This window comes from Kitasatospora sp. NPDC043950, assembly GCF_056435345.1.
In genome coordinates this window covers 73,679-99,363 of the sequence record NZ_JBWKER010000027.1, presented here as the reverse complement: position 1 = coordinate 99,363, position 25,685 = coordinate 73,679, and the positions used below count along the sequence as shown (strand labels likewise).

Genomic DNA, 25,685 nt, shown 5'->3' with positions numbered 1-25,685 from the left:
GACTTTCCGTGCGGCTTCCGTACGGCTTTCCCCGCGGCTTCCGTGCGGCCTCCGTAGGGCTTCCGCACGGCGGGATCGGCCGCGGGATCATTCCGGGATCGCTTCCCTCTCACATCCATAGTTGCAAACATCTTCAAGTGATCGGAGTCCGACCAGCTTCGGACGTCTCCGGTCATCCCCGGTGGACCGCCGCCGGTCTCCCTACCGTCGTTGCCACGGCGGAGCGACCGCCACCAACTCACGGGAGGACACCGACGATGGCGAACCTGGAGACGTCCCTCAAAGAGGCCATGGGGATCGACGGCGCGATCGGCGTCGCCCTGGTCGACTACGGCAGCGGCATGGCGCTCGGCAGCCTCGGCGACGGCGGCGAACTGGACCTCAACGTCGCCGCCGCCGGGAACACCGACGTGGTCCGCGCCAAGATGCGGGCGATGGAGATGCTCAACCTGCACGACAACGAGATCGAGGACATCCTGATCAGCCTCACCAACCAGTACCACATGGTCCGACCGATCACCACGCCCACCGGACGCGGCCTCTTCCTCTTCCTGGCGCTCAACCGCGGCCGCTCCAACCTCGCGATGGCCCGCCACCAGCTCAAGCGGATCGAACTCTCGCTGGAGATCTGAGCGGACCGACACCAGGGAAGGGGGGACTCGTGGCGGTAGCGCTCTACCAGGCCAAGGCCGAGTTCTTCCGGATGCTCGGCCATCCCGTCCGGATCCGGGTGCTGGAACTGCTCCAGGCCGGACCGACGCCCGTCCGCGGGCTGCTCGCCGAGCTGGAGGTCGAACCCTCCAGCCTCTCCCAGCAGCTCGCGGTGCTGCGCCGGTCCGGCATCGTCACCGCCACCCGGGAGGGCAGCACGGTGGTGTACACACTGGCCGGCGGCGACGTCGCCGACCTGCTGCGAGCGGCCCGGCGGATCCTCACCGGGCTGCTCGCCGACCAGAACCTGCTGCTCGCCGAGCTGCGGGCCAGCTCCGACCGGGCCGGCTCCGAACGAGGCAGCTCCGAGCGGGCCGGCCCGGACTAGCCACGCGCGGACCGGCCCGGACCAGCCACGCGCGGAGGCCGGCCCCCGCGAGCCGGTCAGCCCTTCAGCAGGTCGGCCAGCCCGTCCGCCAGCCGCTCGTACTCCCGCGGCCGGTTGTACAGCTGCGCGCTGACCCGCAGCACCCCGCCGCCGGCCCACGGGCGGATCGCGATCCGGGTGCCGAGCCGCTGCCACACCTCGTCCCGCAGCGGTCTCACGTCCTGCTCCGCCTCGACGCACCCGGCCGGCAGCCGGACCGAGCGCATCGAGACCCCGGGCGTCGCGGGCAGCGGCGACAGGCCGGCCCGCTCGGCGAGCACCCGCTGGCCGTACCCGGCGAGCGCGGCGTTGTGCGCGGCCACCGCCTCGGGGCCGAGCTCGCGCAGCAGCTCGAACCCCGCCGGGGCGGCCAGCCAGCCCGTGTAGTCGCAGGTGCCGCGCCATTCGACGTTCCACGGGAAGCCCCGGTCGTGCTCCCAGGAGAAGGTGAGCGGGCGCACCCGGTCCACCCACTCCGGGCGGACGGCGAGCACGCCGGTGCCGCGCGGGGCGAAGGCCCACTTGTGCAGGTTGCCGAACCAGAAGTCGGCGTTCGGGTCGACCGGGGCGGGCAGCATGCCGGGGGCGTGGGCGCCGTCCACGACGGTGGTCACACCGCGCTCGCGCAGGTCGGCGAGCAGGCCCGCTCCGGCGATCAGGCGGGCGGTGGGCGAGGTGATCTGGTCCAGCACCGCGACGGTGACGCGCTCGTCGACGGCGGCGAGCACCGCCTCCCGGACGGCCTGCTCGTCGGGGGTGTCCAGCGGCAGTTCGACCTCGACCACCTCGGCGCCGGTCTCGGCGGCCCGGCGGGCGGCGGCCCGGGTGACCACCCCGTAGCCGTGGTCGGTGACCAGGATCCGGTCGCCGGGCGCGAACGGGATGGTGTCCAGGGCGATCGCGACCGCCTCGGTGACGTTGGAGACCAGGGCGAGCCGGCCCGGGTCGACGGCCAGGTCGGCGGCGATCCTGGTCCGCGCCGCGCCGACCCGGGCCGGCAGGTCGGCGAAGAAGCCGTCCGGGTCCAGCTCGTGTTCGGCGCGCAGCCGCTGCTGCGCCCGCTGCACGGGGACGGGCACCGCGCCGAACGAACCGTGGTTCAGGTGCGCCGCGTCCGGTGAGACGCCGAACAGCCCGTCGGCCGCGGGCAGCGGGGCCGGGGGTTCGGCGGTCCACAGGTCCTCGATCACGGCATCCTCCGCATTGTGATGTGTGACATTTCACATGACAGGGTACTGGTCGGGTGGCGTGTCCCGAGACGACGATCGGGCCGTGACCATCACCGACCCCTTCCTGTCGCTCAGCGCCCGCACCGGCCGGTTCACCTTCGGTGCGCCGCGCGCGTTCACCCTCGCCGAGGACGGTACCCGGCTGCTGCTGCTCCGCTCGACCGGTTCCGAGGATCCGGTCGACCGCCTGCACCTGCTCGACACCGCCACCGGCGAGGAACGACTGGTCGCCGACCCGGCCGTCCTCGCCCCCGGGCGCGCCGGCCGCCGCGACGACCTGCCCGCCGTCGAACGACGGCTGCGCGAACGCACCCGCCTGGTCGCCGCCGGCATCGGCACGTACGCGGCCACCGCCGACCTCGCGACCGCCGTCCTCGTCCTCGACGGCCGGCTGTTCCGGATCGACACCGCCACCGGCACCGGCACCGAACTGCCCGTCGCCGGGCCCGCGTTCGACCCCCGGCCGGACGCCGCCGGCGAACGCGTCGCCTACGTCGCCGACGACGCCCTGTACGTCACCCCCGGCCTCGAACCGCTCTCCCCCGCCGACGGCGCCCGCTGGGGCGTCGCCGAGTTCGCCGCCGCCGAGGAGCTCGGCCGCTCCCGCGGCCACTGGTGGCGCCCCGACGGCGGCGCGCTGCTGGCCGCCCGGGTGGACGAATCCGCCCTCCCCCGGCGCTACTTCGCCGACCCCGCCCACCCCGGCGAGCCCGCCGAGGACTTCGCCTACCCGCAGGCCGGCGGCCCCAACGCGGACGTCCAGCTCTGGGTGCTCGGCCTCGACCGCAGCCGGGTACGGCTCCGCTGGGACGCCGCCGCGTTCCCCTACCTCTGCGCCGCCACCTGGGCCTCCGACCAGGAGCTGCTGCTCACCGTCGCCGACCGGCTCCAGCAGCACGTCCTGCTGCTGACCGCCGACCCGACCACCGGCGAGACCCGCGAACTCTCCCGCACCACCGACGAGTTCTGGGTCGACGACCTGCCCGGCACCCCCGCCCGGCTGACCGACGGCCGGCTGCTCACCGCCCACGACACCACGCAGGCCCGCGGCCTCGCCCTGGACGGCAAGCCGCTGGACACCACCGGGCTCCAGATCCGCCGGGTGGTCGGGCACCTGGACGACCGGCTGCTCTGCGAGACCGGCCAGGGCGACCCGGCCGACCAGTACGTCCACCTGGTCGACCCGGACGGCGGCGCACCCGAACCCGTCACCACCGGCCCCGGCGTGCACTCCGCACTCGCCGCCGGCCGCACCCTGCTGCTCACCACCGCCGACGCCGACGGCATCCGGCGCCGACTGCTGCGCGACGGCTCGCTCGACGCCTCGCTCGACGGCCCCGCACTGCCGCTCACCGACCTGAGCGCCACCCTGCCCTACCGGGTGCGGCCACGGCTCGCCCGGGTCACCGAACTCGGCCTGCCCACCGCCGTGGTGTACCCGCGCGACCACGTCCCCGGCCGCCGGCTGCCGGTGCTGCTGGACGTCTACGGCGGGCCCGGCTTCCAGGCCGTGGCGGCCGAGCCGCGCCGCTGGCAGCTCCGCCAGTGGTGGGCCGACCAGGGCTTCGCCGTCGTCACCACCGACAACCGCGGCACCCCGTTCGTCTCGCCGGAGTTCACCCGGGCGATCTTCCGCCGCTTCTCCCAGGTGGCGCTGGACGACCAGGTGAACGCCCTGCGGGCGCTCGCCGGGCAGCACCCCGACCTCGACCTCGGCCGGGTCGGCGTGCGCGGCTGGTCGTACGGCGGGTACTTCGCGGCGCTCGCCGTGCTGCGCCGCCCGGACGTCTTCCACGCCGCCTGCGCGGGCGCCCCGCCCACCGACTTCCGGCACTACGACACCGCGTACACCGAGCGCTACCTCGCGCTGCCGCAGGACAACCCGGAGGGCTACGCCGACGACTGCCTGGTCACCGACGCGCCCGGGCTGACCCGGCCGCTGCTGCTGATCCACGGGCTGGCCGACGACAACGTCCACCCCTCGCACACCCTGCTGCTCTCCGAGGCGCTCACCAAGGCCGGCCGGCCGCACAGCGTGCTGCCGCTGCCGGGCGTCACCCACATGACCCCGGGCGGAGTGAACGAGCAGGTCACCCAGGCCGAACTCGCCTTCCTGCGGGCGTCCTTGGGCTGAGCCTCCGGATTCACGGGCAGGGGCGTCGCACCGGTGGTGCGGCGCCCTTCGCCTTGCCCTCACCTCTTCCACGTGACCCGTGACATGTGAAATATTACCTGCGCTTCACCGAACGATTACTCCCACCCGGACCACCCGGGGCGCCCGGAAGCCCGGACCGCCCGGAAGCCCGGGACCCCCATCCCCCGGAAAGGACCGGTCAGTTGCGCAGACTGTCCGCCGCACTCGCGGCCGCGCTCACCACGAGCGCGATAGCCGCCACCCTGCTGGGCACCCCCGCCCAGGCCGCTCCCCTCACCGCCACGACCGCCCCCGCCACGATCGCCGCCGCCCCGGCGGAGCAGGGCGCCGAAGCCCCGCCCGCGCCGCTCGCCCCCCAGGAGCGCGAGCGGCAGGCGCTCCGCACCAAGGCCCTGGAACAGCTCAACCAGGGCGCCGTCGCCAAGACCGCCGGCAAGCGGGCCCCCGCCAAGGTGAAGGTCGGCAACGACTACGTCCAACTGGCGCACCAGCGCACCGACAAGGTCTTCGTGATCCTCGCCCAGTTCGGCGACGAGGTCGACAACACCACCCAGTACAACGGCCAGCCCCGCTACGGCGGCACCCCCGGCCCGCGCCACGACCAGATCCCCAAGCCGGGCAAGGACGACAACCACACGCTGTGGGAGCCGGACTTCGACCGCGGCTACTACCAGAAGATGTTCTTCGACGACACGCCCGGCGCCGTGTCCATGCGCAACTACTACCGCACCCAGTCCTCCGGCCGCTACGACGTCCAGGGCACCGTCAGCGACTGGGTCACCGTCCCGTACAACGAGGCCCGCTACGGCAGCAACAAGGGCCCGCAGGGCTCCGGCGCCTGGACCCAGGGCCAGGAGTTCATCCGGGACGCCGTCAAGGCCTGGTACGACGGCGAGATCGCCAAGGGCCGCAGCGTGGCCGACATCAAGGCGCAGCTCGCCCAGTACGACGTCTACGACCGCTACGACCACACCAGGACCGGCGAGTTCAACCAGCCCGACGGCTACCTCGACAACGTCATCGTGGTGCACGCCGGCGTCGACGAGACCTGGGGCGGCGGCGCCCAGGGGGCCGACGCGCTGTGGGCGCACCGCAGTTGGACCTTCCCCGACGCGACCGGCCGCACCGGACCGGAGGGCAACAAGATCGGCGGCGCGCCGGTCGGCGACACCGGCCTCTACGTCTACGACTACGTCCAGGCCGGCGAGAACAGCGGCGTCGGCCTGTTCGCCCACGAGTACGGCCACAACCTCGGTCTGCCTGACCTGTACAGCACCAACGGCGGCGACAACAGCGTCAACTTCTGGTCGCTGATGTCCTCCGGCTCCTACCTCGGCAAGGGGCCGAACACCACCGGCGGCTACCCCGGCGACCTCGACGCCTGGAGCAAGCTCCAGTTCGGCTGGCTCGACTACGACGAGGCGCAGGCCGCCACCCGGTCCAGCCACGCCCTCGGGGTGAGCGGCTACAACACCGACCAGGCCCAGGCGCTGCTCGTCCACCTGCCGGACAGCACCACCAGCACCGACCTCGCCGACCCGTACGAGGGCGCCAGGCAGTGGTGGAGCGACACCGGCGACAACCTCGACAACTCGCTCAGCCGGGACGTCGACCTGCGCACCGCCACCGGCCCGGCCGCCCTGGACGCCGCCGCCTGGTACGACACCGAGCAGGACTACGACTTCCTCACCGTCGAGGCCTCCACCGACCAGGGCAAGCACTGGACGGCCCTGGGCGGCACCGTCGACGGCGCACCGATCGGCAACACCAACGCCAACACCCCCGGGCTCAGCGGCAGTTCGGGCACCTACCGGAAGCTGCACCTCCCGCTGGACAGCTACCTCGGCCAGCAGGTCCGGCTGCGCTTCCACGCCACCTCGGACGGCAACACCCACGGCCGGGGCGTGCTCGTCGACGCCGTGAGGATCACCGCCGGCGGCACCGAGCTCTTCGCCGACGGCGCCGAGAACGGCGCCAACGGCTGGACCGCCACCGGCTTCACCGTCATCACCGGCCGCACCGCCGTCAAGCAGCACCCGCGCGCCTACCTCGCCGAGAACCGCCGCTACACCGGCTACGGCGCGTTCCTGAAGACCGGCCCGTACAACTTCGGGTACACCGGCGTCGCGGGCAAGGCCGATGTCGTCGACGCCTACCCGTACCAGGAGGGCGTCCTGCTCTGGCTGTGGGACACCGCGTACGGCGACAACAACACCAAGGACCACCCCGGCGGCGGGCTGATCCTGCCGATCGACGCCCACCCGGCGGCGGTCCGCTTCGCCGACGGCACCCTGGTCAACGGGCGGGCGCAGACCTACGACGCGCCGTTCTCGCTCAGGCCGACCACGGCGTTCACGCTGCACAAGGGCGGCGTCGCGGTGCGGATACCATCCGAGCCGGCCGTCCCGGTCTTCAACGACCACACCGGCACGTACACCGACCCGGCCCTCCCGCAGCTCGCGGTGAAGGTCCCGGACACCAACACCAGGATCGAGGTCGTCCGGGAGTCCCAGGGCGGGCGGATCACCACCGTCCGGGTCGGCCCGGCCTCGTAGGAACCCACAGCGAAGGCCCCGGGTCCCCCCGACGAAAAGGGACCCGGGGCCGGCTCGCGGGTCTCACCGCGCCCGGCGAACGGTTCACGCCGACCTCGGGCGGGGCCGTTCGGCGCCGACTCCAGGGGACAACTGTCCTGCTCGGCAACGGCAGTAATGCTCTGCGCAGCGAATGATCCGACCACGTCCGGTACGCTAGATCTTCAACAGGACTTGAAGTCAAGGAGTCGAGGAGCAGGCATGGACACCGCACCGGTCGACCTGCTGAGCGTCGGCGAGGTGGCCCGGCGGGCCGGGATCGCCACCTCGGCGGTGCGCTTCTACGAGGACCAGGGGCTGATCTCCTCCGAGCGGTCGCCGGGCAACCAGCGCCGCTACCGGCGGCACGTGCTGCGCCGGATCTCGCTCATCCTGGTCGCCAAACGGCTCGGCATCCCGCTCTCCGAGGTGGCCGAGGTGTTCACCGGGCTCCCCGAGGACCGGATGCCGGGCAAGCACGACTGGGACCGCATCTCGCGGCGCTGGGCCGAACAACTGCGCGCCCGGCGGGCCGAGTTGGAGCGACTGGAGGAGGAGCTGACCGGCTGCATCGGCTGCGGCTGCGTGTCGCTGCGCCGCTGCCGGGTGCTCAACCCCGGGGACGAACTGGCCGCCGAGGGGCCCGGCCCGCGCCGGCTGCTGCCGGGCACGGCGGGCGAGGCGGGCGGGCCGTCCGGACCGTGAAAACGGTCGGGCCATGAAAACGGACGGTCCGTGAGAATGGTCGGTCCGTAAACATGGTGGAACCCGGTCGGACGCGGCCCTCGTGAGGTTCCCCGCCGCGCCCGACCGGGCGTCTGCGGCGAGGGATCGCGTCCCTCGCCCGTTGGGTGCCGTACCGCCCGGCGTGGGGGCAACTGGGCGGTACGGCGGCTCTATGTGGTCGGCCTCAGGCCTCCGGGAAGTGGCAGGCCGCCTGCCGGCTACCCGCCCCGGCGATCTGCAGCAGCGGACGGTCCGTGCGGCAGATCTCCTGCGCCTTGGGGCAGCGCGGGTGGAAGGTGCAACCGGACGGCGGGTTCGCCGGGCTCGGCGGGTCGCCGAGCAGCACGATCCGCTCCCGCGCGCGCTCCGCCGCCGGGTCGGGCAGCGGGACGGCGGACAGCAGCGCCTTGGTGTACGGGTGCGCCGGGCTGCCGTACACCTCGGCCTTGTCGCCGATCTCGACGATCCGCCCGAGGTACATCACCGCCACCCGGTCGCAGACCCGCTTGACCACCGAGAGGTCGTGCGCGATGAACACGTACGCCAGGCCGAGCTCCTGCTGGAGCCGCTCCATCAGGTTGACCACCTGGGCCTGGATGGAGACGTCGAGCGCGGAGACCGGCTCGTCGGCGATGACCAGCTTCGGCGAGGTGGCGAGCGAGCGGGCGATGCCGATGCGCTGCGCCTGGCCGCCGGAGAACTCGTGCGGGTAGCGGTCGATCTGCTCGGGGATCAGCCCGACCAGTTCCATCAGCTCGCCCGCCCGCCGGCGCGCGTCGGCCGCGCTCGACCCCTGGAGCAGCAGCGGCTCGGAGATGATCCGGGCCACCGTCTGCCGGGGGTTGAGCGAGGAGTACGGGTCCTGGAAGACCATCTGCAGGTGCCGCCGGTGCGGCCGCAGCCGGGCCTGGGAGAGCCCGCCGATCTCGGTGCCGTCGAAGGTGACGGTGCCCGAGGTCGGGTCGAGCAGCCGGACGATCATCCGCCCGGTGGTGGACTTGCCGCAGCCGGACTCGCCGACCAGGCCGAGCGTCTCGCCCTTGCCGACGTCGAAGCTGACGCCGTCGACGGCGCGGACCGGGGCGCCGGGCCGGCCGGTGCGGCTCCGTCGGCCGGGGAAGGTCTTCACCAGGTCCCGTACGGACAGCAGGTTCTCGGTCATGGCCGGGCTCCTTCCGGTACCAGCGGCAGGTGGCAGGCGGCCTGGTGGCCGGGGCCGAGCGGGCCGAGCTCGGGTCGGTCGGCCAGGCAGCGGGCGTGTTCCTCGGCGGTGGCGGTGCTGGTGCGGGCGCAGCGCGGCGCGAAGGAGCAGCCGGGGGCGGGGGCGATCAGCGACGGCGGGCTGCCGGGGATGGCCCGCAGCGGGGCGTCGTCGGTGTCGTCCAGGCGCGGCAGCGAGTCCAGCAGGCCGCGGGTGTACGGGTGCCCGGGGGTGGCGAACAGCCGGTCCACCGGGGCCTGTTCGGCGGCCCGGCCGCCGTACATGACCAGCACCTCGTGGGCGACCCGGGCGACCACCCCGAGGTCGTGGGTGATCATGACGACGCCGAGGCCGCGCTCCTGCTGGATGCGGGCGATCAGGTCGAGGATCTGCGCCTGGACGGTGACGTCGAGGGCCGTGGTGGGCTCGTCGGCGATCAGCAGTTCGGGTTCGCAGGCGAGCGCCATGGCGATCATGACGCGCTGGCGCATGCCGCCGGAGAACTGGTGCGGGTACTCGTCGACCCGCCGGGCCGGCTCCGGGATGCCGACCTCGGCCAGCATCTCGACCGCCCGCGCGCGGCCCGCCCTGCGGTTGGCCTTGAAGTGCACCCGGTAGTGCTCGGCGATCTGCTCGCCGACGGTGTAGAAGGGGTGCAGGCTGGACAGCGGGTCCTGGAAGATCATCGCGATCCGGCGGCCCCGGACGGTGCCCAGCTCCCGTTCGCCGAGCCCGTTGAGCTCCATCCCGTCGAGCCGGATCGAGCCGGTGACGGCGGCGCCGCGGTGCAGGCCCATGACGGCGAGCGAGGTGACGGACTTGCCGCTGCCGGACTCGCCGACCAGGCCGAGGGTCCGCCCGGCGTCGACGGCGAAGGAGATGCCGTCCACCGCCCGGACGGTGCCGCGGGGCGTGTCGAAGGAGACCTTGAGGTCCTCGACCTCCAAGAGAGTCATCAGTACCTCACTCGTGGGTCGACGAACGCGTAGAGCAGGTCGACCAGCAGGTTCGCCGCGACGATGAAGAAGGCCGCGAGCAGGGTGACGCCGAGGATCACGGGCTGGTCGGAGCGGCCCAGACCGTCGTAGAACAGCCGGCCGACGCCGGGCAGGCCGAAGATGGACTCGGTGATGACCGCACCGGCCAGAAGGCCGCCGAGGTCCATGCCGAAGATGGTGAGGATCGGCGTCACCCCGGCGCGCAGCCCGTGCTTGACCGTGACCGTCCGCGACGGCAGGCCCTTGGCCCGGGCGGTGCGGATGTACGGCTCGGCCATCGCCTCGATCATCGAGTTGCGGCTCTGCCGGGCGTACATGGCCGCGTACAGCAGGGCCAGGGCGATCCACGGCAGCAGCAGGTTGGAGGCCCACTCGAAGGGGTTCTCGGTGAACTTGTGGTACGCCGGGTAGGGCAGCAGCCCGGCCGTACGGACGACACCCCAGATCAGCATGATCGAGGTGAAGTAGACCGGCAACGAGGCGGTGCCGACCGAGAGCACCATCAGCGTCTTGTCGGAGGCCTTGCCCTTGCGCAGCGCCGAGGTGACGCCCGCGCCGAGGCCGAGGACCAGCCAGAGCACCGCCGCGCCGACGGCGAGCGAGATGGACACCGGCAGCCGGTCGACGAGCAGGTCCCAGACCGGCAGCCCGTACTCGTACGAGTAGCCGAGGCAGGGGAAGCCGCAGTGCACGGCGCTCGGGCCGCTGCCGTAGTCGCGACCGGCGAAGATGCCGCCCAGGTAGGCGAGGAACTGTTCCCAGATCGGCTTGTTCAGGCCCATCGCCGCCTTGACGTCGGCGAGCCGCTCCGGGCTGCAGGTCTTGCCGCAGGCCGCCGCCGCCGGGTCGTTCGGCAGCAGGTAGAAGATGGTGAAGGTGATGGCGCAGATGGCGAGCAGGATGCCCGCCACGCCGAGCAGTCGGCGGCCGAGGTAGAGGATCACGACCGGCCTCCCCGGGGGTCGAGGATGTCGCGCAGCGCGTCCCCGAGCAGGGTGAACGCGAGCACGGCGACGAACAGGAAAGCCGTCGGGATCAGGAAGTACGTCGGGTCGGTCTCGTAGTGGACGATGCTCTCCGCGATCATCTGGCCCCAGGACGAGGTCGGCGGGCGGACGCCCACACCGAGGTAGCTGAGCGCGGCCTCGGTGGCGATCATGCCGGGGATGAGCAGGGTGGTGTAGGCGATGATCGGGCCGGAGACGTTCGGCAGGATCTCCCGGGTGAGGATGCGCCAGGAGCGCGCCCCGCCGACCTTGGCGGCCTCGACGTACTCGCGGTGCTTGAGCGAGAGGGTCTGGCCGCGCACGACGCGGGCGATGCCGGGCCAGGTGAACAGGCCGATCACCAGGGTGATCAGCAGGATCCGGTTGACGTCCTTGGCCACCGACATCATCGCGATCATGAAGATCAGCGAGGGGAAGGACATGGTGAGGTCCATCAGCCGGGACAGCAGCGTGTCCGTCCGGCCGCCGAAGTAGCCGGCCGCGATGCCGGCCAGGGTGCCGGTGATGACGACGACGGCGGTCGCGGTGAACGCGATCAGCAGCGAGACCTGCCCGCCGTGCAGGACCCGGGCGAACAGGTCGCGCCCGGTGATCGGCTCGACGCCCAGCCAGTGCCGGGCGCTGATGCCGCCGAAGTCGCCCCGAGGCATGCCGCCCAGGTACGGGTCGATGGCGCGCTTGTCGAACTCCTCGGGGGACCAGCCGCCGAGCGAGCTCAGCGGGCCGGCCAGGGCGGCCAGCAGCAGCAAGGCGCCGACCGTGATCAGGCCGAAGCGGGCCGATCCCTTGGCCCACAGCTGGTCCCAGACCAGCCGCCACGGGCCGCGCCCGGTGGCCTTCGCGGGGCCCGTCGCCGTGGAGTCCACGGCGACGGGCTCAGTGGTTGTACTCATCGCCGACGGCCCCTCAGCCCTTGCCCTTGGCGGGGTCCTTGAGGCCGACCACGGCCAGGTCGATCATGCCGGCGTAGCCGGAGTTCCCGAACGCGCCGGCCACGTTGGTGCCGGCCAGCAGCGGGCGGCGCTGCCACATCAACGGGACGGCCGGGGCCTTCTTCAGCAGGTCCTCGTCCAGTTGCTGCCAGGCCTTGTTGGCCTCGTTGACGTCCGTCATGGCCGCGATCTGGTCCATCCGGTCCATCGTGGCCTGGTCCTTGAACTGGCTGTAGTTACCCTGGTTGCCCTTCTCCTTGATGGTCCGTCCGTCGAAGATGAACGGGAGGAAGGTCGCGCCGGACGGGTAGTCCGGGCACCAGCCGTTGATGGTCAGCTCGGGGGCGTTCTTGGTGTCGCCGAGCGTGTCGGTGAAGGCGGACGGGTCGACGGTGTTCACGGTGACCTGAACACCGGCCTTGGCCAGCGACTGCTGGATCGTCTCGGCGCGGGTCTTGTCGCCCAGGGAGACGGTGATCGACACCTTGAGGTCGGTCTTGCCCGCGTCCTTGAGCATCGCCTTGGCCTTCTCCGGGTCGCCGGCGGCCGGGATCTTCAGCGGGTCCGCCTTGGCGCCGCCGGTCAGCGACGGCGGGAGGTAGGAGGTGGCCACGTCGGCCATCGCCGGGCCGCCGAAGGCCGTCACCTGCGCCTCGCGGTCGACCGCCCACATCATCGCCTCGCGCACCTTCGGGTCGTCGAAGGGCGCCTTGGCGGTGTTCAGGTACAGCATGTCCGTACAGCCGGTCTGCTCGGCCGCCATGCGGGCCTTGACGTCCGGCTTGGTCAGCACCTTGGAGACGGACTCGTGGGCCATCCACGGCATCTCGATCGCGTTGGCGTCGGCGCCGTCGCTGGCGATGATCCGGTCGTCGGCCTGGCCGCCCTTGATGCCCTGGGTGACCACGATCTTGTCCGGGTACGCCTTGCGGACGGTGTCGGTGGACTGGTCCCAGTTGGTGTTGCGGACCAGCGTCAGCTGCTTGCCCCGGTCGTACGTGTCGATCTTGTAGGGGCCGGAGGAGAACGGCCGCGAGTCGTACTGGGTGCCCTTCTCCTGGGACTGCGGCACCGGGGAGAAGGTCGGGAGGGTGACGGTGTCCGAGAACTCGGCGACCGGGCGCTTCAGGTGGAAGACGATGGTCCTGTCGTCCGGGGTCTCGATGCTCGCCAGGTGCTCGCCAGTGAGCGGGCCCTTGTAGTTCTCGCCGCCGGCCAGGTACTGGACGGCGTAGTCGGGGCCGCCGGTGAGGTCCGGGGAGAAGGACCGCTCGACGTTGTACTTGATGTCGGCGGACTTGATCGGCGTGCCGTCCTCGTACTTGAGGCCGTCCTTCAGGGTGAAGGTCCACACCTTGCCGCCCTCGCTGGACTTGCCGAGGTCGGTGGCGAGGTCCGGGACGATCTCGCTGCCCGCCGCACCCGGCTCGGACTTGAAGGTGGTCAGGGTGCGGTAGATCAGCCGGGTGCCGAAGTCCATGTGCGGCACGGTCCAGTTGCGGGCCGGATCGAGGTGGGCGAAGTCCTGGTTCGTCAGGACGTTGAGGGTGCCGCCCTTGACCGGGGTGCCGCCGATGACCGAACCGGACGCGGCGCCCGGGCCCTGGCCGTTGGAAGGCGCGGCGTCACTTCCGCTGTCGCTCTTGTCGTTCTTGCAGGCCCCGAGGCCGAGGGTGAGGGTCGCCGCGAGGACCGCCGCGAGGGCGGCGTGGGTGCGCCTGGTCATGTGCAACTCCGCTGTGGGGGGCCTGCCGTGAAGCCCGTGTCCGCCCCGGGAGGTGATCCGGGGCCCGACCGGGAGGCGACCTTCGAGGTCTGGCCGCTCCGCGGTGTGACCCGTAACATAGTAATGTGAAATTGCACTGCACAAGAGGTGACGCCCCCCGTTACCGAGCTGTGTCCGGGCCACACCACCCCCTCCCCACCTAGGAGTTCACCGGTGCCCCTCCGACAGACCGGCCTCAACACCGGGAGCCACGACCTCCCCGTCTCCCCCGCCCTCGACGCCTTCATGGGCACCCGCTGGGCCGCCACCCCCCTCCCCGCCGACCAGCGAGTCCCCGGCCACGACCGCCTCCCCGGCCGCCACGCCCGCCTCTCCGCCGCCTTCCCCGGCGAGCGGCTGATCGTCCCCGCCGGCCGGCTGAAGGTCCGCTGCAACGACCTCGACCACCGCTTCCGCCCGCACAGCGCCTACGCCTGGCTCACCGGCCTCACCGGCGAGGACCAGGCCGACCACGTCCTCGTCCTCGAACCGACCGGCCCCCACGGCCACGAGCCGGTCCTGTACCTGCGCCCCCGCTCCCCCCGCGGCCGGCAGCACGCCAACGGCACCGAGTTCTACCGCGACCGCCGCTACGGCGAGTTCTGGGTCGGCCGCCGCCCCGACCTCGCCGAAGCCGCCGCGCTCACCGGACTGCGCACCGAACACCTCGACGACCTCGACAAACTCCTCGCCGGCCCCCAGCCGCCCACCCGCGTCCTCGCCGGCACCGACCCCCTCGTCGACGAATGCACCGGACGCCCCGGCGCCCACACCACGCGGGACGGCGAACTCGACGCCGTCCTCGCCGAGTTGCGCCTGGTCAAGGACACCTGGGAGATCGGCCAGCTCCAACTCGCCGTCGACCACACCGTCACCGGCTTCCAGGACGTCGTCCGCGCCCTGCCCACCGCCCTGCGCCACCCCCGCGGCGAACGCTGGATCGAGGGCGTCTTCGACCTGCGCGCCCGCGCCGAAGGCAACGGCACCAGCTACACCACCATCGCCGCCTCCGGCGCCCACGCCTGCGTCCTGCACTGGATCCGCAACGACGGCGCCCTCGACCCGAACTCCCTGCTCCTGCTGGACGCCGGCGTCGAAACCGACACCCTCTACGCCGCCGACATCACCCGCACCCTCCCGCTCAGCGGCACCTTCACCCCCGTCCAACGGCAGGCCTACGACCTCGTCCTCGCCGCCCAGAGCGCCGGCATCGCCGCGCTGCGCCCCGGCGCCCGCTTCCGCGACTTCCACCACGCCGCCATGCGGGTCATCGCCGAAGGCCTCGCCGACTGGGGCGTCCTACGCATCCCCGCCGAACAGTCCCTCGCCGAGGACAACGGCCTCCACCGCCGCTACACCCTCTGCGGCAGCGGCCACATGCTCGGCCTCGACTACCACGACTGCGCCAGGGCCCGCGCCGACCGCTACCTCGACGGCACCCTGGAAGCCGGCATGGTCCTCACCGTCGAACCCGGCCTCTACCTCCAGCCCGACGACGAAACCCTCCCCCTCGAACTCCGCGGCCTCGGCATCCGCATCGAGGACGACCTCGTCATCACCCCCGACGGCGCCCACCTCATGTCCCACGCCCTCCCCCGCACCGCCCCCGCCATCGAATCCTGGATGGCCGACCTCCTCGGCTGAGCCCGGGGAGCGGCCGCTCACACCGCCCGTGCCGCCGCCCACAGCTCCGCGATCAGGTCCGCCGCCGGGCCCGTGCGGGCCAGGTGGTGGGCGGTGCCCGCCCAGAGGTGCATGGACTGGAGGTCGGCGCGGCGGGTCGCGGCGGCGCGCAGCGGCTGGGTGAGGTGGTGCACCTCGGGGTAGGCGGGCGGGGCGTACGGGCCGTGGCGGTCGATGAAGGCGTTGCGCAGGCCGCGGGCCGGGCGGCCGGTGAAGGCCCGGGTGACGGCCGTCTCCGGGAGTTCGGTGAGCACCGCCCGGTGCGCGGCCGAGGTGCCGGCCTCGTCGGCGCGCAGCAGGGCCGTCCCCAGTTGCACCGCCGCCGCCCCGGCCCGCAGCGCCGCCGCCACCGCCGGACCGTCGCCCAGCCCGCCGGCCGCGATCAGCGGCAGCGCCGTCACCGCCCGGACGGCGGGCAGCAGCTCCAGCAGCGGGACGTCACCGGGCTCGTCCCCGATCCGGTGGGTGGCGCGGTGCCCGCCGGCCTCCGGGCCCTGCACGCACAGCGCGTCCATCCCGACCGCCTCCGCCGCCCGCGCCTCCGCGGGCGTGGTGACGGTGCCGACCTGGAACGACCCGGCCGCGCGGACCGCCGCCGCCTCCTGCGGCGTCGGCAGGCCGAAGGTGTACGAGACCACCGGGACCGGGTCCGCCAGCAGCACGGCGAGCTTGGCCTCCCAGTCGTCCCGGTCCGGCCCGATCTCCTCGGGCAGCGCCACGTCCCACCGCTCGGCCTCGGGCCGCAGCCGCTCCCGGTAGGCGGCGACGGCCGCCGGATCGCCGGGCGGGGCCGGGACGAACAGGTTCACGCCGAACGGCCCACCGGTCAACTCCCTGACCAGCGCGACCTGTTCGGCCATCGCGGCGGCGCTCCGGTACCCGGCGGCGAGGAACCCCAGCCCGCCGGCCCGGTTCACCGCCGCCACCAGCTCCGAGGTGGACGCCCCGCCCGCCATCGGCGCGCCGATCACCGGCACGGAAAGTTCATCGAGACGCATGGCCATCGGGGTCCTCCACTCCGGGCAACGGTTCGGACCCGGCCCACCCTACGCTCAGCGGATCAGCCCCCGCCCGCGCGCCGCCCGCACCGCCGCCGTCCGCGAGTCCACCGCCAACTTGGTGTAGACGTGCACCAGATGGGACTTCACCGTGGCCTGGCTCAGGTGCAGCCGCTGGCTGATCTGCTGGTTGGTCAGCCCGTCCGCGACCAGCCCCAGCACCTCGGTCTCCCGCGCTCTGAGCGCCGCCGCCGGCGTCCGCATCCGTTCCAGCAGCCGGTCGGCGACGCTCGGTGCCAGCGCCGAGCGGCCCGCGGCGGCGGCCCGGACGGCCTGGGCCAGTTCCTCCGGCGGGGCGTCCTTGAGCAGGTAGCCGGTGGCGCCGGCCTCCAGCGCGGGCAGGGTGTCGGCGTCGGTTTCGTAGGTGGTGACGACGAGGACCCGGGGCGCGCCCGGCCCGGCGGTGATCGCGGCGGTCGCCTGGGCGCCGTTCATGGCCGAGCCGGGCCCGAACTGGAGGTCCATCAGCACCACGTCGACCCCGCCCGCCGCGGCGAGTTCGACGGCCCGTTCGGCGGTCGCGGCCTCGGCGGCGATGGTGAAGTCCGGCTCGCCCTCCAGGACGGCCCGCAGCCCGGCCCGCACCACCGGGTGGTCGTCCGCCAGCAGCAGCCGGATCACCGCGCCGCTCCCGCGCCCGCCGTCACTGCGCTCGTTCACGCCCTGACCTCCGTCACTCCGTCCGTTCACGCCCCGTACGCCGTCGCTCCGCCCGTTCACGCCCCGCCCTCCGTCACCGGCAGCTGCACCGCGAGCGCCGTGCCCCCGCCGGGCGCCGACTCCACCGTGAAGGTGCCGCCGAGCGCCCGCGCCCGGGCCCGCATCGACGGCAGCCCGAACCCGCCGTCCCCTCCGCTGCGCCCGGCGACCGCCGCCGGATCGAATCCGGCCCCGTCGTCGAACACGTCCAACGCCACCTCGCCCTCCATGTAGCTGAGCGTCACCTCGGCGTGCGAGGCGTGCGCGTGCCGGACGGTGTTGCCGAGCGCGGACTGCGCGATCCGCAGCAGCGCGACCTCCTGCGGCACCGGCAGCCGTACCGGGTCCCCGGAGACGTGCAGTTTCACCGGCAGGCCGCTGTGCGCCGCCGTGGTGGCGCACAGCCGTTCCAGCGCGACCGGCAGCGGGTCTCCGTCGAGCGCGGGCGGGGTGAGCGCGCGGACGAACCGCCGGGCCTCGTCCAGGTTGTCCTGGGCGGCCTGCCGGGCCTGCTCGACGTACCCGGAGGCCGCCTCGGTGCGTTCCGGCAGGGCCCGCTGGGCGGCCCGCAGCAGCAGCTGGATGGAGCTGAGGCTCTGCGCGAGGGTGTCGTGGATCTCCCGGGCGAGGCGCTCGCGTTCGGCGAGCACCCCGGCGGTGTGGTGGGCGGCCGCGGCGTCGGCGCGGGCGGCGGTGAGTTCGTCGATCAGCCGGCGGCGCTCCTCGCTCTCCCGGTACAGCGCCTGGTAGCCGAGCACGGTGGCGGTGGCGACGGCCGCGCCGAGCGCGGGTCCGATCGCGGCGGGCAGGCTGAAGGTGTGCTGGTGCCAGGACCAGGCCGCGATGGCGGTGGCGGCGGTCAGCCCGACGGCGGTGAGGCCGCCGCGCCGCCCGAGCAGGTGCAGTTCCAGGAAGTACAGCGGGAACGCCAGCCACACCCCGTCCTGGGTGGCGATCAGCACGCCCACCCAGGTGACGCCGAGCAGCGCCAGCCAGAGCGCGGCGGCCCGGCGCGAGCGGCGGACGGCGGCCAGCCGGGGGCCGACGGCGTACACGGCGGCCATCGCGGTGGCCGCGGCGGCGACGGGCACCGGGTCGCCGGCGCGGCCGACGGCGGCACGGGCGACGGCCAGGGCGAGCAGGCCCGCCACGAGCAGGTGCAGGCAGACCTGGAGGACGCGGGCGACGGGGGTGGTGCGGGATCGTTCGGTCGCCATCCGTCCAGCCTAGGTTCCGAACCGGGCCCCGGCATCAATCAAAAGGTTGAACTCCGCTTCTGCCCTTTGATGCCGAGGATGCAATCCGCGGTGCGATGCCCGCGGGGCCCCTTCTCCGGCACGGTGGAAGCGTCGGAAACACTCGTTCAGCAGGAAGGCCCACCGTGTTCGTCGCCTGGAGGGATCTGGGGTTCGCCAAGGGGCGGTTCGCCCTGATGGGGACCGTCATCGTGCTGATCACCGTACTGGTCGGCCTGCTGTCCGGACTGACCGCCGGACTCGGCCGGCAGAACATCTCCGCGATCACCGGCCTGCCCGCCGACCACCTGGTGTTCGGCGAGCCCGCCGACGGGCAGAAGCTATCCTTCACCGACTCCCAGGTCACCCCCGAGCAGTGGCAGGCCTGGGCGGCCGAGCCGGGCGTCACCTCCGCCCAGCCACTGGGCATCACCACCACCAAGGCCGCCGCCGGGACCCGCACCACGGCGCTGTCCGCCTTCGGCGTCCCGGACGGCTCCGCGCTGGCCCCGCAGGGCGCCCGGATCGCCCCCGGTCAGGCCGTCCTGTCGAAGACCGCCGCCAAGAACCTGGGCGGCCTCGCCCCCGGCGCCGACTTCACCCTGGCCGGGCACCGCCTCCGGGTCGCGGCCGTCGACGGCGACGCCGCGTACAGCCACACCCCGGTGATCTGGACCAGCCTCGCCGACTGGCAGCAGGCCGTCCCCGGCGGCACCGGCCACGCGACCGTCATCGCGCTCACCACCGCCAAGGGCGCCGATCTGGGCGGCGCCGACGCCCGCCACGGCACCGAGACCCGCACCCTCGACGACGCCCTCGCCGCGATCGGCTCCTACACCTCCGAGAACGGCTCGCTCCAGCTGATGCGCGGCTTCCTGTTCGCCATCTCGGCCCTGGTGATCGGCGCCTTCTTCACCGTCTGGACGATCCAGCGCAGCGGCGACATCGCGGTGCTGAAGGCGCTCGGCGCCTCCACCCGCTACCTGCTGCGCGACGCCCTCGGCCAGGCCGTCCTGCTGCTGGTGCTCGGCACCGCCGTCGGCACCGCGCTCGCGGCGGGCGTCGGGGCCCTGGTCGGCTCCACCGTGCCCTTCGTCCTGGACGCCCCGACCGTCCTGTTCCCCGCCGCCGTCATGATCGCGCTCGGCGCGGTCGGCGCGGGCCTGTCCATCCGCCGGATCACCTCCGTCGACCCGCTGACCGCCCTGGGGAGCGCCCGATGAGCCTCGTCCTCGACCGCATCACCCTCACCTACCCGGACGGCGACGGCCGGCTCACGGCGCTGGACGACGTGTCGCTGACCGTCCCCAAGGGCTCGATCACGGCCGTCGTCGGCCCGTCCGGCTCCGGCAAGTCCAGCCTGCTGGCGGTCGCCGCCACCCTGATCACCCCGGACTCCGGCCGGGTGGTGCTGGACGGCACCGACACCACCGGCCTCGGCCGCGCCGAACTGACCGCGCTGCGCCGCACCCGGATCGGCATCGTCTTCCAGCAGGCCAACCTGCTGCCCTCGCTCACCGCCGTCGAACAGCTCCAGGTGATGGCCCACCTGGACGGCCGCTCCCCGCGCACCGCCCTCCCCCGGGCCCTGGACCTGCTGGCCGCCGTCGGCCTGCGCGACCAGGCCGCCCGCCGCCCGCACCAGCTCTCCGGCGGTCAGCGCCAGCGCGTCAACATCGCCCGCGCGCTGATGAACGACCCCACCGTCCTGCTGATCGACGAACCCACCAGCGCCCTCGACCACGAACGCGGCGCCGCCGTCCTCGACCTCATCACCGACCTCACCCACCGCCGCGCCACCGCCACCGTCCTGGTCACCCACGACCGCACCCACCTGACGGCCGTCGACCAGATCGCCGAAGTCCACGACGGCCGCCTGACAGTGCCCGCGGCTGCCTGAGCTACTTCTTCGCCGCCAGCACGTCGTCCACCGACAGCGTCACCGCCGCCCCGATCGACTCCGGCAGGGTGAACGACTGCCCCGGGTGGTGGACGGCGTGCACGCGGTACTCGCCGTCCTGCGGGTCAGTGAGCACCATGACCCGCTGGTTCGTCCGGTCCACGATCACGTAGACGGGTACTCCAGCGGCGGCATAGACGAAGGGCTTCCGCTTCAGGTCGTCGCTGAGGTTGGACGACGTGACCTCCAACACGAGCCGGAAGACCGCCGGGTCGTAACAGTTGTACTCGATCAAGTGGTCATCGATGTCGGCATCGACGATCGCCAGGTCGGGAACGGCGTAGTCCGACGGCCCGTCCGGCAGCCAGATGCCAACGCCCTGAATGACGTCGACCTCATCCCCGTCGAGGCCGGCGGCGAACAGCACACGCATGAGGCGGCTCAGCGACTTGCCGTGCGAAGCATTCGGCGGCGGCGTCACGGTGATCTGGCTCCCGACGATCTCGACCCGGTGCCCGGCGAACTGGTTGGAGATCAGCTCGGCGACTTCGAGCAGCGTCGGCTGCTCGATGGGCTCTTCCACTGCTGCGGCGGACATGGATTTCCTCCTGGCTGCCGATGTCGAGAACATCATCGTAGGGCGCGAACGCATTCCGACGCCCGATCCCCAGTCTTCACCCGAACGGGCGGTTTAGCCCCGGTTAGCCCTACCGCGCCCGCAGCTTCAGCGCCGGGCGGGCCTCCTCGGCCGCCTCGTCCTGCCCCGCCCACAGCGAACGGACGTGGCTGAGGTGGCGGGTCATACAGGCCTCGGCCGCCTCGGCGTCGCCGGCCAGCATGAGGTCGAGCAGTTCCAGGTGCTCCTCCGCCGAGGAGGTCAGCTCGCCGCGCTCGTCGAGCCGGTTGAGGCCGTACAGCCGCGAGCGCTTCCGCAGGTCGCTGACGACGTCGACCAGCCGGGCGTTGCCGGCCAGCCCCAGCAGGTCCAGGTGGAACTGCCGGTCGGCCTCCAGGTACCCGATGAGGTCGTGCTTGCGCGCGGCCGCGACGATCTCCTCGGCCTGCGGGCGCAGCCGCTCCAGCTGCTCCTTGGTCGCCGTGCGCGTCACCCGGCCGACGGTGGGGACCTCGATCAGGGCGCGGATCTCGGTGTAGTCGTCAAGGTCACGCTCGGTGAGCTCGGTGACCCGGAAGCCCTTGTTGCGGACGGCCTCGACGAGGCCTTCGCGGGCGAGGTCGAGCATGGCCTCGCGGACGGGGGTGGCGGAGACGCCGAAGTCGGCGGCGAGCGCGGGTGCGGAGTAGACGACGCCGGGGCGCAGTTCGCCGGAGATCAGGGCTGCCCGGAGCGCGTGGGCGACCTGGTCGCGAAGCCGCTCCTGTACGGAGATCAGGGTGCGGGGTTTGAGGTCGGCCATGGTGTTCCTCCGGGTGGGTGCAGAACACCAGCGTACAATGTCACGTTACGTTGAGTGCGCAACATTCCACGATTCGAACGGTCCCTCAGCACCCGAGGCCCCGGCCGAAACCCATGGTGGCAGCGGCCGCCGGCCGTGACAACGGCCGGCGGCGCACGACCTGTCGCCCGCCCTGCTCATACGGAGCCGGCCCGGCAGGGGATCCCTTCCCGCCGGGCCGACTCCCGCTTCGTAGCCCCCGACACCCGCCAGGAGCAACGGACTTGGGAATCGAGATCGCCCTGTACGACGACCACCCCAACAAGGGCGGCCGGTCCGTCCCGACCCTGCTGCACCTCTCGGTCGACCACGGCCCGGCCCTCGCCGCCGCCCTGGCCGCGCACGCCGGGCCGGTCGACCACCGGCCCGGACGGCTCGGCCGGATCGACCCGTACGGCGACACCCGGTTCAACGAGCAGGACGCCGGCGCCGCCTTCGAGGAGGCCACCGTCCTGCTCGCCCGCTGCACCACCGAGGAAGAGCGGGCGGCCGTCCGCGACCTGCGCAACCTGCTCGCCCACTGCGCCGCCACCCCGGGCAGCTGGCTCCACTTCCTCGGGGACTGAAGGTCAGCCTGCCCCGGTGCTCCGGTACACCTCCGCCGCGACCGCCAGGTCCTCCCACGCCATGCCGACGCTCTTGAAGAACCGCGGCCGCCCCGCCGGCACCAGCGCGTCGCCGCGCACCAGCTCGGCCAGGTTCCACACCTGTCGGCCGGCCACGCCCGCCATGATCAGGTCGCCGGCCTCGCGGGCCGCCACCGTCCGCGCCTCCACGTACAGTTCGGCCCGCCCGACCAGCACCTCGTCCACCTCCCGCGCGTCCGGCTCGTGCGAGCCGACCGCCGCGACGGCGGCGTGCGCGGGCACCAGGGCGCCGTCGAACAGCGGCGTGCGCGCGGTGGTGCAGCAGACCACCAGGTCGGCCCCGGCGACCGCCCCCGGCTCGCCGACCCCGGCTGCCAGCCCGAGCCCCCGCCCGTACGCGGCCAGGGCCTCGGCCCGTCCGGCGTTCCGTGCCACCACGGTGAGCCGGGTCAGCGGCTGAACGGCCAGCAGCGCGTCCAGGTGCCCGTACGCCTGCGGCCCGGAGCCGAACAGCACCAGGTGTTCGGCGTCCGGCGCGGCCAGCCGGCGCAGTGCGACGGCGGTGACGGCGGGTGTGCGCAGCGCGGTGAGCGCGGCGCCGTCGAACAGGGCGAGCGGCTGCAGGGTGGGCCCGTCGAGCAGCAGGTAGCTGCCGGTGATCCGGGGCAGTCCCCGCCCCGGGTTGGCGGGCGCGACCCCGGCGATCTTCACCCCGGCGTACGGGCCGGCGGCGGCCGGCATCATCAGCAGTTCGCCGGCCGGGACGGGGACGGCCGAGCGGGCCGGTGCCGACTCCGGGTCGAACCCGTCGAGCAGCACCCGCTCGATCGCCGCCACCGCAGCCGCGGGCCCGACCCCGCCGACGCCCGGCACGGCGCACTGGAGCGGCTCAGCCGCCGTACCGGGCGGCACAAGAGGCGACGCAGGAGGCGGCGCAGCAGGGTCCACAGGAGGGTCCACAGGAGGGTCCGCGGGAGGGTTCGCGGGAGCGGTCACAGGAGGAACCCCGCGCCCAGGTCGTCGTCCGGTTCCAGGACGAACGCGTGCTCGCCGGTGCGGTGCGCGCTGCCGGTGACCTCGGTGACGACGCCGCCGTCCAGCGGGTCGCCGCCGGGCAGGACGCGGCCGGTGAAGACCGTCCCGATGACGGACTCGTGCCGCAGCTCCTCCCCCGGCGCGAGCCGGCCCTCGGCGGCGAGGACGGCGAGCCGGGCGGAGGTCCCGGAGCCGCAGGGTGAGCGGTCGATCTGCCCGTCCGCGAAGACGGTGACGTTCCGTTGGTTCAACACGCCGTCCTCCGAGACGAGTTCGTCGAACAGGATGACCCCGTACACCCCCGACAGCAGCGGGTCGCTCGGGTGCGCCACCGCCGCCGCGCCGGCCAGCAGCTCCCTGATCTCCCGCCCGGCGGCGGTGAGTTCGGGCAGCTGCGCGGGCTCGACCGCGAGGCCGAGGGCGGCCGCCGGCACCGAGGCGTAGCAGGCGCCCGCGTGCGCCACCGCGACCTCCACGGTGCCCCGTGAAGTGGCCAACGGCAACTTCAGAGCGGCGACCCGGGTGGGCACGTTGCGGAAGGTGACGCCGGTGGTCCGCCCGCCGGCCCGGTGCACCAGCGCGGTGACCCGGCCGGACGGCACGTCGATCCGCACTCGGGCCACGCCGTCGGCGGGGGCCGCGACCCGCCCGGAGTCCACCGCCCAGGCGCCGAGCGCGATGGTGCCGTGCCCGCAGGCCGTCGAGTAGCCGTCCTTGTGCCAGAACAGCACCCCGAAGTGCGCCTCGTCGTCGTCCGGCGGTACCAGGAACCCGCCGTACATCCCGGCGTGTCCGCGCGGTTCGCGGCTGAGCAGCTGCCGGGCGTCGTCCAGCGCGCTCGGCCGGGGCGCGGTCGCGCTGCCGCCGGCGCCGAGGGCGATGGCCCGCCGCTCGGCGACGCTGTCGCCGGGGATCGCGGGCACGCCGTCCAACACGATCCGGAACGGCTCGCCGGCCGCGTGGTAGTCGACGGTGCGGACGGGCATCACGCGCCCCCGCCCGGCAGGACGCTGACGGTGCGGCTGACGGTGTAGAAGTCCAGCGCCGCCTGGCCCTGTTCGCGCTCGCCGTGGCTCGCGCCCTTGGCACCGCCGAACGGCAGGTGGAAGTCGACGCCGCTGGACGGCGCGTTGACCCGGATCATGCCCGCGTCCAGCCGGTCGGCAGCGGCGAGCGCCACGTCCAGGCTGCGGGTGTGCACCGAGGTGGCGAGGCTGTGCGGGGTGTCGTTGGCGAGCGCGATCGCCTCGTCGAGGTCGGCCGCGGCGTGCAGCAGCGCGATCGGGCCGAAGAACTCCTCGCGGGCCAGCGGGTGTTCGGCCGGCACGTCGGTGAGCAGGGCCGGTTCGACGTACCAGCCGTCCCGCTCGGATGCCCGGCCGCCGGTGAGCAGGGTGGCCCCGGCGGCGACGGCCGAGTCGACGGCGGCCGTCAGCCGGTCCCGGGCGGCGGCGTTGATGACCGGCCCGCAGGCCGCGTCGTCGACCAGTTCCAACGCCTTGACCAGGGCGTCGCGCAGCGGCTCGTACGCGGCGCCGACCGCGATCACCCGGCTGGTGGCGGTGCACTTCTGCCCCGCGTACCCGGCGATGGCGGCGGCGAGGTGGGCGGCGGCCTGCGCGAGGTCGGCGTCCGGCAGCACCAGCGCGGCGTTCAGCCCGCCGAGTTCGGCCTGCACCGGCACGCCGCGCTCGGTGGCGGCCCGCACCACGGCCCGACCGACGCCGGTCGAGCCGGTGAAGGAGACCACGTCGGCCGTGTCGACCAGCGCCGCGCCCTCCTCGGCGCCGCCCGGCAGCACGGTGAACACGTCCTCGGGCAGCCCGGCCCCGGCGGCCAGTTCGGCCAGCCGCAGCGCGCAGGCGGTCGCCTCGGGCGCCGGCTTGAGCACCGCGGTGTTGCCGACCGCCAACGCCGGCGCGGCCTTCCAGGTGGGGATCGCCAGCGGGAAGTTCCACGGCGCGATCAGCCCGGCGACGCCGTACGGGCGGCGCCGGGTGAGCAGCAGCCCGGGCCCGGCGGCGGTCTCGTGCACCGCCCCGGACGGCGCGAACGGCGCCTGCGCGTAGTAGCGCCAGATCGCCGCGGTGCGAGCGACCTCGCCGCGCGCCTCGGCGAGCGGCTTGCCGACCTCGCGCACGATCAGCCCGGCCAGCTCGTCCGCGTGCGCCTCGACCGCTTCGGCGATCCGGCCGAGCGCCGCGGACCGGGCGCCCGCGCCGGCCGCGAGCCAGCCGGGCTGGGCTGCCCGGGCCCGGGCGACGGCGGCCCGGACGGCTTCGGCGCCGGGTTCCTCCACGGCGACGACGAGGTCCGCGGGGTCGGCGGGGTTGTACGAGGTGATGGTCACGACCAGCAGCCCTTCGA

23 protein-coding genes are annotated in these 25,685 nt (G+C 73.5%); 9 read left to right on the top strand and 14 right to left on the bottom strand.

Annotated features, from left to right (window positions below; all coding sequences use genetic code 11):
- The first annotated feature begins 257 nt into the window (after nt 1-257).
- Nucleotides 258-632 (top strand): hypothetical protein, encoded by a 375-nt coding sequence (locus AC07BF_RS19720; protein WP_350877952.1) that lies wholly within the window; start codon nt 258-260, stop codon nt 630-632.
- Nucleotides 633-661: 29 nt separating this feature from the next.
- Nucleotides 662-1,039, top strand: a complete 378-nt coding sequence (locus AC07BF_RS19715) for an ArsR/SmtB family transcription factor (protein ID WP_363583839.1) — start codon at nt 662-664, stop codon at nt 1,037-1,039.
- Between the two features lie 56 nt (nt 1,040-1,095).
- Here the strand turns inward: AC07BF_RS19715 and AC07BF_RS19710 are convergent, their stop codons facing one another.
- Nucleotides 1,096-2,268, bottom strand: a complete 1,173-nt coding sequence (locus AC07BF_RS19710; RefSeq protein WP_363583841.1) for an aminotransferase class V-fold PLP-dependent enzyme — start codon at nt 2,266-2,268, stop codon at nt 1,096-1,098.
- An 82-nt stretch (nt 2,269-2,350) separates the two neighbouring features.
- Between AC07BF_RS19710 and AC07BF_RS19705 the strand changes: the two genes are divergently transcribed.
- The 3 genes from AC07BF_RS19705 to soxR all read left to right on the top strand — a co-directional run bounded on the left by AC07BF_RS19705 (nt 2,351) and on the right by soxR (nt 7,740).
- On the top strand, nt 2,351-4,441 hold the full coding sequence (locus tag AC07BF_RS19705) for a S9 family peptidase (protein WP_478333665.1): 2,091 nt from the start codon (nt 2,351-2,353) through the stop codon (nt 4,439-4,441).
- Nucleotides 4,442-4,644: 203 nt separating this feature from the next.
- A complete protein-coding gene (locus tag AC07BF_RS19700) occupies nt 4,645-7,017 on the top strand; it encodes an immune inhibitor A domain-containing protein (RefSeq protein ID WP_363583845.1) in 2,373 nt (790 codons plus the stop codon).
- Between the two features lie 240 nt (nt 7,018-7,257).
- The gene (gene soxR / locus AC07BF_RS19695) at nt 7,258-7,740 is read left to right on the top strand and encodes a redox-sensitive transcriptional activator SoxR (RefSeq protein ID WP_363377928.1); all 483 of its coding nucleotides are present in this window, start codon (nt 7,258-7,260) and stop codon (nt 7,738-7,740) included.
- A gap of 205 nt (nt 7,741-7,945) precedes the next feature.
- On the opposite strand, the gene AC07BF_RS19690 is transcribed toward soxR, so the two are convergent.
- Genes AC07BF_RS19690 through AC07BF_RS19670 form a run of 5 tightly spaced genes read right to left on the bottom strand, consistent with a single transcriptional unit; the run spans nt 7,946 to nt 13,625 of the window.
- Nucleotides 7,946-8,923: an ABC transporter ATP-binding protein gene (locus tag AC07BF_RS19690; protein ID WP_363583847.1), complete on the bottom strand. Its 978-nt coding sequence runs from the start codon at nt 8,921-8,923 to the stop codon at nt 7,946-7,948.
- Nucleotides 8,920-9,918, bottom strand: a complete 999-nt coding sequence (locus AC07BF_RS19685; protein WP_363583849.1) for an ABC transporter ATP-binding protein — start codon at nt 9,916-9,918, stop codon at nt 8,920-8,922. Before AC07BF_RS19685 ends, AC07BF_RS19690 begins: the two co-directional genes overlap by 4 nt.
- Complete coding sequence (locus AC07BF_RS19680) at nt 9,918-10,904, bottom strand: ABC transporter permease (RefSeq protein ID WP_363583851.1); 987 nt, start codon at nt 10,902-10,904, stop codon at nt 9,918-9,920. Before AC07BF_RS19680 ends, AC07BF_RS19685 begins: the two co-directional genes overlap by 1 nt.
- Nucleotides 10,901-11,860: an ABC transporter permease gene (locus tag AC07BF_RS19675; protein ID WP_363627453.1), complete on the bottom strand. Its 960-nt coding sequence runs from the start codon at nt 11,858-11,860 to the stop codon at nt 10,901-10,903. The genes AC07BF_RS19680 and AC07BF_RS19675 overlap by 4 nt, the downstream gene beginning before the upstream one ends.
- Nucleotides 11,861-11,873: 13 nt before the next feature.
- Nucleotides 11,874-13,625, bottom strand: coding sequence for an ABC transporter substrate-binding protein (locus AC07BF_RS19670; protein WP_363583855.1), 1,752 nt, complete (start codon nt 13,623-13,625; stop codon nt 11,874-11,876).
- Nucleotides 13,626-13,838: 213 nt separating this feature from the next.
- On the opposite strand from AC07BF_RS19670, the gene AC07BF_RS19665 reads away from it, so the two are divergent.
- A complete protein-coding gene (locus AC07BF_RS19665; protein WP_363627452.1) occupies nt 13,839-15,308 on the top strand; it encodes an aminopeptidase P family protein in 1,470 nt (489 codons plus the stop codon).
- Nucleotides 15,309-15,325: 17 nt separating this feature from the next.
- On the opposite strand, the gene AC07BF_RS19660 is transcribed toward AC07BF_RS19665, so the two are convergent.
- From AC07BF_RS19660 to AC07BF_RS19650, 3 genes are read right to left on the bottom strand one after another with little or no spacing between them, the layout of a single operon-like run.
- Nucleotides 15,326-16,351, bottom strand: a complete 1,026-nt coding sequence (locus tag AC07BF_RS19660; protein ID WP_478333664.1) for a nitronate monooxygenase — start codon at nt 16,349-16,351, stop codon at nt 15,326-15,328.
- 48 nt (nt 16,352-16,399) lie between these two features.
- On the bottom strand, nt 16,400-17,065 hold the full coding sequence (locus AC07BF_RS19655) for a response regulator transcription factor (RefSeq protein WP_478333663.1): 666 nt from the start codon (nt 17,063-17,065) through the stop codon (nt 16,400-16,402).
- Nucleotides 17,066-17,121: 56 nt separating this feature from the next.
- Nucleotides 17,122-18,321 carry a sensor histidine kinase gene (locus AC07BF_RS19650; RefSeq protein WP_400986323.1) on the bottom strand — a complete coding sequence of 400 codons (1,200 nt, stop codon included), beginning with the start codon at nt 18,319-18,321 and terminating at the stop codon, nt 17,122-17,124.
- Nucleotides 18,322-18,485: 164 nt separating this feature from the next.
- Between AC07BF_RS19650 and AC07BF_RS19645 the strand changes: the two genes are divergently transcribed.
- Both AC07BF_RS19645 and AC07BF_RS19640 read left to right on the top strand, forming a co-directional pair.
- Nucleotides 18,486-19,562 (top strand): ABC transporter permease, encoded by a 1,077-nt coding sequence (locus AC07BF_RS19645; protein WP_400986321.1) that lies wholly within the window; start codon nt 18,486-18,488, stop codon nt 19,560-19,562.
- Nucleotides 19,559-20,239 carry an ABC transporter ATP-binding protein gene (locus AC07BF_RS19640; RefSeq protein ID WP_363627449.1) on the top strand — a complete coding sequence of 227 codons (681 nt, stop codon included), beginning with the start codon at nt 19,559-19,561 and terminating at the stop codon, nt 20,237-20,239. The genes AC07BF_RS19645 and AC07BF_RS19640 overlap by 4 nt, the downstream gene beginning before the upstream one ends.
- 1 nt (nt 20,240) lies before the next feature.
- Here the strand turns inward: AC07BF_RS19640 and AC07BF_RS19635 are convergent, their stop codons facing one another.
- Entirely contained in the window at nt 20,241-20,837 is a 597-nt protein-coding gene (locus AC07BF_RS19635; RefSeq protein ID WP_363583869.1) for a Uma2 family endonuclease, read from the bottom strand.
- Nucleotides 20,838-20,946: 109 nt separating this feature from the next.
- A complete protein-coding gene (locus tag AC07BF_RS19630; protein WP_063346897.1) occupies nt 20,947-21,657 on the bottom strand; it encodes a GntR family transcriptional regulator in 711 nt (236 codons plus the stop codon).
- A 263-nt stretch (nt 21,658-21,920) separates the two neighbouring features.
- Here AC07BF_RS19630 and AC07BF_RS19625 point away from each other — a divergent pair, with 263 nt between their 5' ends.
- A complete protein-coding gene (locus AC07BF_RS19625) occupies nt 21,921-22,262 on the top strand; it encodes a hypothetical protein (RefSeq protein WP_363583871.1) in 342 nt (113 codons plus the stop codon).
- 3 nt (nt 22,263-22,265) lie between these two features.
- Here AC07BF_RS19625 and AC07BF_RS19620 read toward each other — a convergent pair whose 3' ends face one another.
- The 3 genes from AC07BF_RS19620 to AC07BF_RS19610 all read right to left on the bottom strand — a co-directional run bounded on the left by AC07BF_RS19620 (nt 22,266) and on the right by AC07BF_RS19610 (nt 25,674).
- Nucleotides 22,266-23,120 (bottom strand): ornithine cyclodeaminase family protein, encoded by an 855-nt coding sequence (locus tag AC07BF_RS19620; protein WP_478333662.1) that lies wholly within the window; start codon nt 23,118-23,120, stop codon nt 22,266-22,268.
- Nucleotides 23,121-23,275: 155 nt separating this feature from the next.
- Nucleotides 23,276-24,304 (bottom strand): proline racemase family protein, encoded by a 1,029-nt coding sequence (locus tag AC07BF_RS19615; RefSeq protein WP_363583874.1) that lies wholly within the window; start codon nt 24,302-24,304, stop codon nt 23,276-23,278.
- The gene (locus AC07BF_RS19610; RefSeq protein WP_478333667.1) at nt 24,304-25,674 is read right to left on the bottom strand and encodes an aldehyde dehydrogenase family protein; all 1,371 of its coding nucleotides are present in this window, start codon (nt 25,672-25,674) and stop codon (nt 24,304-24,306) included. The genes AC07BF_RS19615 and AC07BF_RS19610 overlap by 1 nt, the downstream gene beginning before the upstream one ends.
- Nucleotides 25,675-25,685: the final 11 nt, after the last annotated feature.

What these genes read in the sequence shown, in the direction of transcription:
- AC07BF_RS19660 (WP_478333664.1), bottom strand. Translation starts at nt 16,351, where the DNA reads ATGGCCATGCGTCTCGATGAACTTTCCGTGCCGGTGATCGGCGCGCCG.
- AC07BF_RS19720 (WP_350877952.1), top strand. Translation starts at nt 258, where the DNA reads ATGGCGAACCTGGAGACGTCCCTCAAAGAGGCCATGGGGATCGACGGC.
- AC07BF_RS19635 (WP_363583869.1), bottom strand. Translation starts at nt 20,837, where the DNA reads ATGTCCGCCGCAGCAGTGGAAGAGCCCATCGAGCAGCCGACGCTGCTC.
- AC07BF_RS19650 (WP_400986323.1), bottom strand. Translation starts at nt 18,321, where the DNA reads ATGGCGACCGAACGATCCCGCACCACCCCCGTCGCCCGCGTCCTCCAG.
- AC07BF_RS19685 (WP_363583849.1), bottom strand. Translation starts at nt 9,918, where the DNA reads ATGACTCTCTTGGAGGTCGAGGACCTCAAGGTCTCCTTCGACACGCCC.
- AC07BF_RS19690 (WP_363583847.1), bottom strand. Translation starts at nt 8,923, where the DNA reads ATGACCGAGAACCTGCTGTCCGTACGGGACCTGGTGAAGACCTTCCCC.
- AC07BF_RS19630 (WP_063346897.1), bottom strand. Translation starts at nt 21,657, where the DNA reads ATGGCCGACCTCAAACCCCGCACCCTGATCTCCGTACAGGAGCGGCTT.
- soxR (WP_363377928.1), top strand. Translation starts at nt 7,258, where the DNA reads ATGGACACCGCACCGGTCGACCTGCTGAGCGTCGGCGAGGTGGCCCGG.
- AC07BF_RS19640 (WP_363627449.1), top strand. Translation starts at nt 19,559, where the DNA reads ATGAGCCTCGTCCTCGACCGCATCACCCTCACCTACCCGGACGGCGAC.
- AC07BF_RS19670 (WP_363583855.1), bottom strand. Translation starts at nt 13,625, where the DNA reads ATGACCAGGCGCACCCACGCCGCCCTCGCGGCGGTCCTCGCGGCGACC.
- AC07BF_RS19675 (WP_363627453.1), bottom strand. Translation starts at nt 11,860, where the DNA reads ATGAGTACAACCACTGAGCCCGTCGCCGTGGACTCCACGGCGACGGGC.
- AC07BF_RS19615 (WP_363583874.1), bottom strand. Translation starts at nt 24,304, where the DNA reads ATGCCCGTCCGCACCGTCGACTACCACGCGGCCGGCGAGCCGTTCCGG.